We start from the raw sequence: 12,183 nt of genomic DNA on the forward strand, positions 1-12,183 counted from the left end.
TATTCACTGACCAATCGGTTAAACAGAAAGGAGGAACACTTATGAAAGCACAGACTGAACTAAAATGGCTGAATAGGGCGCCTGCCGCGTTCGGCGGGGTGACCTGGGGAGTTCCTTGGGCAAAAGGAGTGCTGCAAAAAGGAGAGACGGTCGCCATTGCTTCGAAAAACGCCCCGTGTTTGCAAACATGGCCGCTCGCGTATTGGCCTGACGGCTCGCTTAAATGGACGGGGCATGCCGCAGTCTTCCCTAAAGAAAGCGGTAGCCGATTTACATTGAAAAAAGGGGGGGCCGGCGTCCCTAAAACCGTCATGAATGTCAGTGAGCAGAAAGATGAAATCACGGTGAATACGGGCGCGATAGTCTGCAGGCTTGGAAAATCGGGGACGGAACTCATCCGTTCGATTTCCATTTCCGGGGAAATGATGGCGAAAGAAGGGCGGCTCATCGCTTTAAAAGAAAAAAGAAGCGGCTCAGATTCACAATGCATGTATCATATTGAACGGTTTGAGAGCATGATCAAACGTACGGCAATCGAACAAAACGGTCCGGTTAAGACAGTCGTCAAGATTGAAGGCGTCCACCTCGGCGGAGGCATCGATGTTTGGCTCCCTTTTACCGTCAGGCTGTCTTTCTATGCCGGTGATCCGTCCATCCGGATCGTGCACACGATCTTCATCGACTGTGAAGCAGAAACAGAATGGATCAAAGGACTCGGTTTCGAGATGAGCGCGGTTTTGAGCGGAGCGCCGAGAAACAGGCATATCCGCTATGCGGCCGACGGAGGGATTTACGGAGAGGCTTCTCAGCTGCTTGTGACGAGAAGATTCAATGAAACAAACGGACTCTATGAACGACAGATTGCGGGACAGCCTGTACCGGAAAAGTCGGCAGTCGTGCGCGATGCTGAGAGAAACGCCGTCTGGAACGATTTCAAGCTCATCCAGGATTCCCCTGTTCACTGGCGCTTAAAAAAGCGAACCGGCAAAGGCTGCGCCTGGGTGGACGCGATTCATGGGGAGAGAGCGAAAGGGCTGATGTATGCAGGCGGGGAAAACGGCGGCATCGCACTCGGGCTCAGGAACTTCTTTGAAAAATATCCGTCATCGCTTGAAGCGAAAGGTCTTGCCGGCGGGGAAACGAAATTGGCGGTATGGTTTTGGCCTCCTGAAGCTGAAGCGATGGATTTCCGTCATTATTCAAAAGACACTCATGTTGAAAGCGCATATGAAGGGTTTGCCGAAATGAGGTCAACGGCCGTCGGCATTGCCAATACGAGCGAAGTCAGCCTCGCCTGTTTTGCAAATCCGCCGATCGATGAAGAGCTGAATAGAGCGGCGGACGAATGGCAAAATCCCCCGCTGCTTATTTGTGAGCCTGACTATTATTATCACACCCGCGTGCTGGGCGTTTGGAGCCTGAAAGATAAACGGCGCCCGCTCTCGGCTGTGCTTGAAGATCAGCTTGACGAGGCTCTCAAGTTTTACATGAACGAAGTCGATCAGCGGAGCTGGTACGGCTATTGGCATTACGGTGATGTGATGCATACGTACGATGCCATCCGGCATGTATGGCGGTACGACCTTGGCGGCTATGCATGGCAAAATACGGAACTCGTTCCGAACCTCTGGCTTTGGCAGTCTTTTTTCAGATCCGGTAGGGAAGACATCTTCAGAATGGCGGAAGCGATGACCCGTCACACTAGCGAAGTCGACTGCTATCATTTCGGGGAGTATAAAGGCCTCGGTTCAAGGCACAATGTCCTCCATTGGGGCTGCGGGTGCAAGGAAGCGAGAATCAGCATGGCCGGCCTTCATAAGCCTTATTACTTTTTGACGGCGGACGAGAGAACGGGAGACGTGTTATCTGAAGTAAAAGATGCCGATCGAGCGCTTGAGACGCTTGATCCGATGAGAGCTTATTATCCAGAAAAAGAGTTTCCCGCCCACGCAAGAGTAGGCCCCGACTGGGCGGCGTTCTGTTCCAACTGGCTGACGGAATGGGAGCGGACAGGCGATGAAGCGTACCTTGATAAAATCAAACGGGGGATCGGCCGGCTTAAAGCGCTGCCGCTTCGTCTGTTGTCCGGACCGACTTTCGGATACGATCCTGAAGCTTCAGATCTGCTTCATATGGGGGACGGGAATCATGGCGGCTATCATATGGTCATCGCCTTCGGCGCTCCGCAAACATGGATGGAGCTTGCAGAACTGCTTGAGGATGTGGAATGGAAGGAGATGCTAGGGGAATTCGGCGAATTTTATTTGCTGACTGATGAAGAAAAGCGCAAAAGGAGCGGCGGGAAGCTTCACGATGATTTATTTCACTGGCCGATGTTCTCCGCTGCCATGGCCGCTTACGCTGCCCGGCTCCGCCAAGACCGGAAGCTCGCCGAACAAGTGTGGCGCCTGTTGCTCGATGAAAAACAAAGCCATACACCGCTGCCGATCACTCCAAAACAAATCCATGCCTGGAAAACGATCACGGAAATTCCCTGGGTTACAACAAACTGCGTCTCACAATGGTGCCTAAACTTGATAGCCGTGCTCGAGCTGCTTAAAGATATGCCGCCCGATCTGGACATGCAAGAAAAGATCATCAAGGCAATGAAAGAACATCCCGCTCGCACATGAAGGCAAAAAATGAAGGTTGTCGGAAAAATGTAAGCGCTTTAAATTTAAGTGGAACAATTGAGACGATCAAAAGGGGGAATTGTACAATGGCAAGACTGAAGCTGAAGGGAAACAAATGGCTCGCTGCACCCGCTGTTTTTTTGCTCTTGATGGGGTGCAGCGCAAATGAGACGGCCAATCAAGACGGGAAAGGAAAAGAAAAGGATGCCATTCATATTATGGCTCCGCTCCTGTCGCCGGAAAGTCCGGGAGAAAACAGCCCGTCTTTAAAAGCGCTCGAAACATACACGAAAAAACAAATCAAAGTGACATGGGTTCCGAACTCTTCCTATAATGATAAATTCAACATCGTCATGGCCTCGGGAGATTTGCCGCAAGCCATCGTCGTCACGGACAAGTCCCCGGGGTTTATCAAGTCTGTCAAATCAGGTGCGTTTTGGGAGCTTTCACCTTATTTAAAAGACTACCCGAACCTCGGAAAGGCCGATAAAAAAGTGATGAAGAACAGTTCCATCAACGGCGAGATTTACGGTATTTACAGGGCGAGGGACCTGATCCGCGCTTCGATCATCATCAGAACGGACTGGCTCGAAAATGTCGGTCTGGAGATGCCGAAAACAATCGACGAATTTTACGACGTGCTGAAAGCGTTTAAAGAAAAAGACCCCGATGGAAACGGGAAAGACGATACGTACGGCATGGTGGTGCCGAAATGGATGGGGCTTGGCAACGGGAGCCCGTGGGATATTATGCAGACGTGGTTCGGCGCACCAAACCGCTACGGAATAGACGAAAAAGGTGAACTCATTCCGGACTTCACGACAGAAGAGTATATGGAAGCGCTGCGGTTTTTCAAAAAGCTGTATGATGAGGGACTGATCAATAAAGACTTCGCCGTCATGGATTCAGCGAAGTGGAACGATCCAATCGTCAAAGGAAAAGCGGGTGTCATCGTCGATACAGGTTCGCGGGCCTCACAAATTCAAAGCGCAATGGAAGAAGCAGATCCCGCTAACAAGGATGTGATCGACGTCACCGGAACGGTCAAAGGCCCGAAAGGAACGTATACATTCCCGACATCGGGATACGCCGGAATGATTGCCATTCCGAAAGCGAGCGTCAAAACGGAAAAAGAATTGAAAGAAGTGCTCAGCTTCCTGGATAAAATGAACGATGAAGAGGCACAAATTATTGCCAACAACGGTATAAAAGGGCGCAACTATAAGCTTGAGAACGGAACGTACACGTCCCTTGAAAAAAATAATAAAAAACTGCTTTATGAGCACGAAGGTCTTGCGCAGTTCAGCATGGGCATTCCCGAACAAAGATACCATGTGGAAAAACAAGAATCAAAGCTGTTCAAACACCGTGAACAGATTCTCAAAGAAGGGGAAAAAATCGCCGTATTCAATCCGGCTGAATCGCTCGTTTCAGATGTTTACACCCAAAAAGGGGCACAGCTTGACAATATCATTCTCGATGCCAAAACACAGTTTATCATCGGCGACATCGATGAAAAAGGCTTTCAAGATGCCGTGAAGCTTTGGTATAAAAGCGGTGGTGAAGATTTGATGAAAGAACTGAACAAACGCTACAAGGAGACGAAATAGCTCAGATCTTCAACCAGTATACGAAAGGGGGGATGCAGCACGTGGAAATCACCGCTAAAACAGGGAAAACCGCTGTTGAGACAGAAAAGAAACCGACTGGGCTGCAAGCTGTAAAACGGGATAAATGGCTTTATCTTCTGCTTGTTCCCGGTGTTTTATATTTTCTCATATTTAAATATTGGCCGATGTGGGGCGTGTTCATTGCTTTTAAAGATTATTCGCCTTATCTCGGATTTTGGCAGAGCGAATGGGTCGGGTTCGAGTATTTTAAAGATTTCTTTATGAACCCTGACTTTTTCCGCCTGCTCCGCAACACGCTCATGCTCGCCGCTCTCGATTTGATTTTTGCATTTCCGGCTCCGCTGATTGTCGCACTCATGCTGAATGAACTGCGACATGCCATCTATAAACGGTGCATTCAGACGTTTATATATGTTCCGCATTTCGTCTCATGGACGATCGTCGTCAGCATGACATTTGTCTTTTTTACAGTTGATACGGGCGTGATGAATAAAATGCTGCAAAGCATAACGGGCAAAGAGATTGCATTTCTCTCGGATCCCGAATGGTTCAGGCCGATGATTGTGCTGCAAAGCATATGGAAGGAGACGGGCTGGGGAACGATCCTGTTTCTGGCGGCGCTCGCTTCGGTTGACCAGGAGCAGTATGAAGCGGCAGTGATGGACGGGGCAGGCAGATTAAGGAGAATGTGGCACATTACCCTTCCGGCCATCAGAAGCACGATCGTCGTGCTTCTCATCTTAAGAATCGGCAGTTTTTTAAACATCGGCTTTGAACAGATTTTTTTAATGACCAACTCTTTAAACCGGAGCGTGGCTGAAATTTTTGACACGTATGTCTATGTTGTCGGAATTACGCAAGGCGCATACAGCTATAGTACGGCAGTCGGGCTTTTTAAATCGGTTGTCGGAATCATTCTGATATTCGGCGCCAATTATATCGCGAAAAAGTTTGACCAGGACGGTCTGTTTTAATGAATGGAGGTGAAAAGGATGTCCGGTGCGGAAACGATCCATAACACAAAAGCGGGGCGGGTATTCGATTGGTTTAATGTACTCTTTCTCGGCTGCTGCGGGCTGATAACCGTCTTGCCTTTTCTGTATATTATCGCGGGATCTTTTGCAACGGAGGCCGAGCTGGCGGAAAAGAGCTTCTTTATCTTTCCTGAGACATTCTCGCTTGACGCGTACCGCTATATTTTTTCAACGCCGACATTTATCAGGAGCATGGGGGTGTCTGTGTTCATTACGGTTGTGGGAACGATTGTCCAGCTCTTTTTTACATTTACGATGGCCTATCCTCTTGCGAAACGGCACATTAAGGGAAGAAACCTGCTTTTGAATCTCGTTATTTTTGCGATGCTTTTCAGCGGGGGAATGATTCCGACGTATATTGTCGTCAAATCACTGGGACTGCTCGATTCGTACTGGGCGCTAATATTGCCGATGGCGATTAATCCGTTCAATCTTATTATTATTAAAAACTTTTTTCAGCAGCTTCCGAAAGAACTTGAGGAGTCGGCAAAGATTGACGGCTGTTCAGAAATCGGCGTGTTCTTAAGGATCGCGCTGCCGCTGTCAAAGCCGATTATTGCAACTTTTGCGCTGTTTTATGCGGTCGGGATTTGGAACGACTTTTTCCATGCTTTGCTGTACATCAATGACAGCGCGAAATGGCCGCTGCAAATGGTGCTGCGCCAAGTGACGATTCTTTCGGATCTGACAGGGACGACGAATGATATGATGGAAACGGTGCCGCCTGAACAATCGATTAAACTGGCCGTTATCGTCATTGCGACGCTGCCGATTTTAGCCGTGTACCCGTTTTTGCAGAAGCATTTTGCCAAAGGCATTCTGATCGGGTCTGTGAAGGGATAAAAAAACCGCCTGGCTCATGAGCCGGCGGCTTACGGCTCAGGCGGCTGAGCCGTTTTTATTTCTTTTTTTCATCCAAAAATAAACCGGGAGACCGACGAGGCCGATCAAAATTGACCACAGGCAGCTGTAAAAGTCAGTGATAAGCGTGCTGACAAGAACAAACAATGACCCGAGAATAGCCGCAACAGGCAGGTAAGGGTAGAGCGGCACGCTGTAAGCTCTCCCTTGGCCGTTCTTCCGTCTCCGCAAAATAAACACCGCGAAAAACGCCATGACATAGAAGATGTAAATCATAAAAATCGAAACCTCTGACAGCTTTTCCGGATTGCTGATGATCATTAAGATGACAGCGAACATCATCTGGACGATGACCGCGATCCAAGGCGTATGGAATGCCGGATGAACATGCGAGATCCAGCGGGAGAACGGAAGCTGTTTTTTCTCAGCCATCGCAAAGATCACGCGCGGAAAAGACAGAACTTTTCCGTTTAAGCAGCCGAAGATGCTGACGATAATTCCGATGGAGATCAGCTTGCCGCCGATCGGTCCGAACAGCATTGTAGCGGCTGTGCTTGTCGCATTTTCGCCAAGCTTGACAATCTGATCGGCAGGAAGAATGTGAAGCAGCGCCAAGTTAATGAACAGGTAGCAGGCTGTGACGATCAGTATCCCGCCTGTCATCGCTTTCGGGAGCACTTTTTCCGGGTTCTTCATTTCTCCGCCGAGTGCCGCAAGAAGGATCCAGCCGTCATACGCGAAGAGCGTCGCCAATACCGCCGCTCCGAAGTTTTGGCTGGCGATGCTCTCCGTAACTGTACTGAAAATATGTTCATTGCCCTGCCATAGACCGAACACAATGATACATACAATGGGAATCAGCTTTCCGATCGTTGTGACCGTCTGTACCGCTCCGCCGTATTTTGTTCCGACGATGTTGACGATGCATAAAAAGGCGACGGTGATAATGCCGATGAGTGCAGTCCATGATTTATCCCAGGAAAACAAGTTGGCCACTAGCGAGCCGAAATATAATCCGAGTGCGCCGATGATGGCCGGTCCGTAGATGATAATCTGCACCCAGCCGCATAAGAACCCCCAGAACTCGCCGTAAATTTCTTCAAGATATGTGTAAAGCCCGCCCGTTTTCGGAATTTGAGCGCCCAGTTCGGCGATTGTCAGCCCGCCTGCTAGCGTCAAAATTCCGCCAAGGAGCCAGGCGAAAAGAGCAATTTGTGCGTTTCCGGAATAGGAAAGCACGCTGCCGGGCTTCATAAACACGCCGGAACCGATGATCGTTCCAATCACAAGAGATAGCGCAAATAACAAGCCTATCTCTTTTTTTAGTCCGTTTGCTTCTGCATTCATTGCGATGCCTCCCATTGATGTAATCTCTTTTATAGAAAACTATTTTTATATTGTAATACCTTTTTTAAAAAAGAAAAATTAAATAAATTTTCAGATTTTCGCATTTTTTGTGTATGTTAAACATTTTAAGGTCGTAAAACCCGAAGGGGGCAGGAATAACCGAACCTTTTTAAGTCATTTCGGAGTTATTGTTAGTTTTTAGGAGCAGACAGGAAAGAAGGTCCTGTAAAACGGTTTGGTTGACTTTTCAAATCAAATCGCCTATTTTTGAGAAAGAAGAAATCTCGAATTCGAGATATTTAATGAGGAGATGATAGAATGAACGTAAATGGCATCCACCACGTATCTGCTTTAACTGCCAACGCTCAACATAATCTGGATTTCTATGTCAAAGGGCTTGGCATGAAACTGATAAAAAAATCAGTCAATCAGGATGAGCCGACGATGTATCATTTGTTTTACGGTGATGAAGTCGCGTCGCCTGGTTCAGATTTGACATTTTTCGAGATTCCGATGCTTGCCCGGAGGCGGGAAGGGACGAACTGCATTTCGTCCGTATCACTTCGGGTTCCCGGTGAACAAGCACTCGAATTTTGGAAGAAGCGGCTTTATGAGCTCGGCGCAGAGACTTACGGCATCGAGACGCGTGCGGGGCGGAGTGTTCTCCGCTTTTTAGACCATGAAGGACAGAACATGATGCTTGTGGCTGATGAAAAGGGAAAAGATCATGGAGTGCCTGTGAAAAACGGCGTCATTCCTGAGGAGGTCGCGATCAGGGGGCTCGGCCCGGTCGAATTGACTGTCAAGGACGCCGGTCCGACAGCTGCGGTGCTGACCGATATTCTCGGCTTTCATAAAATCGGTGAGGAACAGGCTGAGGAAACCGGCCGTACGCTTCACATTTTTGAATCGGGTGAAGGAGGAGCAGGCGCGGAGGTGCATGTGAAAGAGTCAGATGACGGCAGAAGAGAGCGTCCCGGGAGAGGAAGCGTCCATCATGTCGCTTTCCGCGTCAAAGATGAAGAAGAACTTAAGCGGTGGCATGAGATAATCAGTGAGAACGGCTTTTCGAATTCAGGGATTGTGGAGCGCTATTATTTTAAGGCGCTGTATTTCAGAGAACCGAACGGCATACTTTTTGAACTGTCGACTGACGGGCCTGGCTTTGCCGTTGATGAATCGATCGATGAGCTCGGCCAAAGCCTTGCCCTTCCGCCGTATCTCGAGCATCGGCGGAAAGAGATTGAAGCGCGGCTGAAACCGATTCAATAGAAAACGAGGTCCTGAAAAGGACCTCGTTTTTTTATATAAAAGGCATCCGGCGCAGCCGACAGCCTAAAAGGGGGGCATGCTGTTAAGATGATGCGGATTCTTTTTGGTCAAGCGTCATTTGTTTTGTCATTGTTTTGCCATTTCGAATGAGGGTAACCTTTACCGTATCCCCGATTTTTGCATCGTTGTAAAGAAGGTTGCGCAGCGCGCTTCCCGTATCGGTTTCTTTTCCGTTAAAGCTGACGATGACATCGTTCTCTTTAAGGCCCGCTTTATCAGCAGGGGAGCCTGAAGCGACCTGGCGGATGTAGACGCCTTTGTTTAACTGGCTGCCGCTTAATCCGAGGGTGCCTGTTTGATAGTTTTCCGGCACCTGCTCAAGATCCATCATGCCGATTCCGATAAACGGACGCTCAATTTTTCCTTTAGACATCAGCTCTTCTGCAATCGGTTTGACATCATTGCTTGGAATCGCAAATCCGATGCCTTCCACTCCGCTTTCACTGATTTTCATACTGTTGATGCCGATCACTTCGCCCTTTGTATTCAAAAGGGCGCCTCCGCTGTTGCCGGGATTGATGGCCGCGTCTGTTTGAATGACGTTCATCTCGGTTTGGCCTGCGGACGTATCAACGGAAACGGTCCGATCAACACCGCTGATGATGCCTTGCGTCACCGTGCGGGACAGATCTTTGCCGAGCGGATTTCCGATTGCAATGACCGATTCACCCGCTTTCAAGCTTGAAGAATCGCCGAAAGATGCGACTTTTTCGACGTGTTCAGCGGAAATTTCAACAACGGCAAGGTCTGTCAAGGAATCGCTGCCCAGCAATTTTCCTTCCACTTCTTTGCCGTTTGACAGGGAAACCGTCAATTTAGATGCGCCTTCGACAACGTGGTTATTTGTAATAATGTATGCTTTGCCGTTTGCTTTTTTATAAATGACACCTGAGCCTGTGCCTGTTTCTTGTTCGCTTGAACTGCTGTTGTTGCTGTTGCTTTCAAACCCAAACATACCGCTCTCCGTTTGTTTTTGATAGTTTGAAATACCGACGATGGCGGGAGATACATTTTCCACCATTGTTGAAATGTCAGACGAATTCGTGCTGGACAATTTTTCGGTATTCGCTTTATTGGAAGAAGCCGATGAGTTCGCAGTCTCATTAGTTTGTGTTTGGACAGATGTATTGGCCGTTTCGTCTTTGCTATGCTGGTATGTCGTGACACCGAGAACGAGGCTTCCCCCGATGATGCCGCTGAGGATTGGCGTCATCCATGAGAGTCTCCGCTTTTGCTGTTCTGCTTTTTTTATCGCCTGGTCGGGCTTTTGATCGGAGACGATGAGTTCGTTTTTCGTTTCAAGCTGATCTTCTCTATTATATTCCATCATTTTCACGCTCCTATTGTTATCATATCCTTTGATGCCTCAATCATAATCAAAGACTGTGGGATAAACATGAAAACATTGTGGGAAATTGTCAAAGAAAAAGGATAGAATAAATAGGGTGCTATTTATAATATGACATGTCAGAGGTGTTCTAAACGTTGAAAAAGATTGGATTTATCGGATACGGAAGCATGGCGCAGATGATTGCGGTGAAACTGCTTGATCAGGAGAAAATCAGCGATGACATGGTGGTCGTCAGCTCAAGGAATGATGGGAAAACAGGGGAGCTGAGAAAACTTTACCCGAATGTCGCCTGTCAATCAGCCGAAGAGCTCGCCAAACAGTGCGGCCTGATCTTCATCTGTGTACCGCCGATGGCGGTCAAGGAAACGCTTGAGAACATACAGCCGTTTCTTCAGGAGGATGTCCACATTGTTTCGATTGCCGCGGGGGTCGAGCTTGACCGACTTCACGACTGGACAAGCGGACAGGTGACGAGATACATTCCGACCCTCACATCTGAAGCCGGGATCGGTGTTTCGCTTGTTGTCCACGGCGAGCGGGTTGCTGAGGCGGACAAAAGCCGGCTGGAAGAATATCTTTCCGTTTTCAGCACAGTCAAACAGATACATGAGAGAGATATTGACGCTGCGAGTAATTTAACAAGCTCTTCACCAGGGTTCATCGCTTCGATCTTTGAAGAATTTGCTCAAGCTGCCGTCAGAAACAGCAGTCTTACGAAAGAAGACGCGTTTCAATTTCTGATTCATTCATTGCTGGGAACGGGCAAGCTGTTAATGGAAAAAGACATGACGTTTACACAAACACTTGATCGGGTGGCGACAAAAGGCGGCATAACCGGAGAAGGGGCGAAGGTCATTCAAAATGCCATGCCGGAAGTCTTTGACGAGCTGTTTGCCAGAACGATGAAGAAGTATGAAGACATTAAAGACGCTGTCCGCCGGCAGTGAGCTGCGGCATTTATCGACATATCCGGACATCCCAAAGCTGCCTGATCAGGCAGCTTTTTTATTTGCATTCGACAACATTCATCAAAATTCCAATTTTATATTAAATTTCTAAAATTACCAATGGTTATTGCATTTCTATTAAAATTCTAATATAATTTGTTAGAATATTCCCAAAATAATAAAAAATTTGAGACGTTTTTCATAAGGGGTGGTTTTTTGTGAAGCTGTATATGTCTGTTGATATGGAGGGGATTTCCGGACTTCCGGATGATACGTTCGTCGATTCAAGCAAGCTGAACTATGAGAGAGGCCGGAAGATCATGACGGACGAGGCCAATCATGTGATTGACGAAGCGTTCAAAAGCGGATGCAGAGAGGTGCTTGTCAATGACAGCCACTCTAAAATGAACAATCTGTTAATTGAGCGGCTCCATCCTGAAGCGCTGCTCATTTCGGGAGATGTCAAACCGTTTTCGATGGTCCAGGGACTTGACGATACATGCGATGGTGCCGTGTTCGTCGGCTACCATGCGAGAGCATCGATGAGAGGCGTGATGTCTCACAGCATGATTTTCGGCGTCAGACATTTTTACATAAACGATCAGGCGGTGGGCGAGCTGGGGTTCAACGCTTATGTTGCCGGTTATTACGGCGTCCCGGTTATCATGGTTGCCGGTGACAGCGAGGCGGCAGCTGAGGCGGAGGAACTGATTCCGAACGTAACGACAGCGGCCGTCAAGGAAACGATATCCCGTTCGGCGGTCAAATGCCTGACGCCGGAGAAAGCGGGGCAGCTATTAAGAGAGCGGACGGCATATGCGATTCAAAACCGCGATCAAGTCAAGCCGCTCACGCCTCCGGACAGGCCGGTGCTGCGGATTGAGTTTGCCAATTACGGGCAAGCCGAGTGGGCGAGTCTGATGCCGGGTGCTGAAATCGAACCGCAAACGACGACTGTCCGCTATCAAGCGAAAGACATTCTTGAAGCCTATCAAGCGATGCTTGTCATGACCGAGCTTGCGATGAGAACAACATTCTCCTAGGAAG

General features: G+C 48.5%; 9 protein-coding genes. 7 read left to right on the forward strand and 2 right to left on the reverse strand.

Annotation, left to right across the window (positions count from 1 at the left end; all coding sequences use genetic code 11):
• Positions 1 to 41 precede the first annotated feature (41 nt).
• The 4 genes from KI350_RS09520 to KI350_RS09535 all read left to right on the forward strand — a co-directional run bounded on the left by KI350_RS09520 (position 42) and on the right by KI350_RS09535 (position 6,141).
• Positions 42 to 2,633 carry an exo-rhamnogalacturonan lyase family protein gene (locus tag KI350_RS09520; protein ID WP_057957830.1) on the forward strand — a complete coding sequence of 864 codons (2,592 nt, stop codon included), beginning with the start codon at positions 42 to 44 and terminating at the stop codon, positions 2,631 to 2,633.
• A gap of 86 nt (positions 2,634 to 2,719) precedes the next feature.
• Positions 2,720 to 4,243, forward strand: coding sequence for an extracellular solute-binding protein (locus KI350_RS09525; protein WP_033155140.1), 1,524 nt, complete (start codon positions 2,720 to 2,722; stop codon positions 4,241 to 4,243).
• Positions 4,244 to 4,284: 41 nt separating this feature from the next.
• Complete coding sequence (locus KI350_RS09530; RefSeq protein WP_020451071.1) at positions 4,285 to 5,238, forward strand: ABC transporter permease; 954 nt, start codon at positions 4,285 to 4,287, stop codon at positions 5,236 to 5,238.
• A gap of 18 nt (positions 5,239 to 5,256) precedes the next feature.
• Positions 5,257 to 6,141, forward strand: coding sequence for a carbohydrate ABC transporter permease (locus KI350_RS09535; RefSeq protein ID WP_020451072.1), 885 nt, complete (start codon positions 5,257 to 5,259; stop codon positions 6,139 to 6,141).
• A gap of 36 nt (positions 6,142 to 6,177) precedes the next feature.
• Here the strand turns inward: KI350_RS09535 and KI350_RS09540 are convergent, their stop codons facing one another.
• Positions 6,178 to 7,506, reverse strand: a complete 1,329-nt coding sequence (locus tag KI350_RS09540; protein ID WP_023856758.1) for an APC family permease — start codon at positions 7,504 to 7,506, stop codon at positions 6,178 to 6,180.
• 318 nt (positions 7,507 to 7,824) lie between these two features.
• Between KI350_RS09540 and KI350_RS09545 the strand changes: the two genes are divergently transcribed.
• Positions 7,825 to 8,778 (forward strand): ring-cleaving dioxygenase, encoded by a 954-nt coding sequence (locus KI350_RS09545; protein WP_039072680.1) that lies wholly within the window; start codon positions 7,825 to 7,827, stop codon positions 8,776 to 8,778.
• A gap of 82 nt (positions 8,779 to 8,860) precedes the next feature.
• On the opposite strand, the gene KI350_RS09550 is transcribed toward KI350_RS09545, so the two are convergent.
• A complete protein-coding gene (locus KI350_RS09550) occupies positions 8,861 to 10,165 on the reverse strand; it encodes a S1C family serine protease (protein ID WP_031305103.1) in 1,305 nt (434 codons plus the stop codon).
• Positions 10,166 to 10,323: 158 nt separating this feature from the next.
• Here KI350_RS09550 and proG point away from each other — a divergent pair, with 158 nt between their 5' ends.
• Entirely contained in the window at positions 10,324 to 11,136 is an 813-nt protein-coding gene (proG, locus tag KI350_RS09555) for a pyrroline-5-carboxylate reductase ProG (protein ID WP_023856761.1), read from the forward strand.
• Between the two features lie 218 nt (positions 11,137 to 11,354).
• A complete protein-coding gene (locus tag KI350_RS09560; RefSeq protein ID WP_023856762.1) occupies positions 11,355 to 12,179 on the forward strand; it encodes a M55 family metallopeptidase in 825 nt (274 codons plus the stop codon).
• Positions 12,180 to 12,183: the final 4 nt, after the last annotated feature.

The organism is Bacillus sp. J41TS8 (assembly GCF_018333035.1).
In the GTDB taxonomy this organism is placed as follows: Bacteria; Bacillota; Bacilli; order Bacillales; family Bacillaceae; genus Bacillus; species Bacillus paralicheniformis.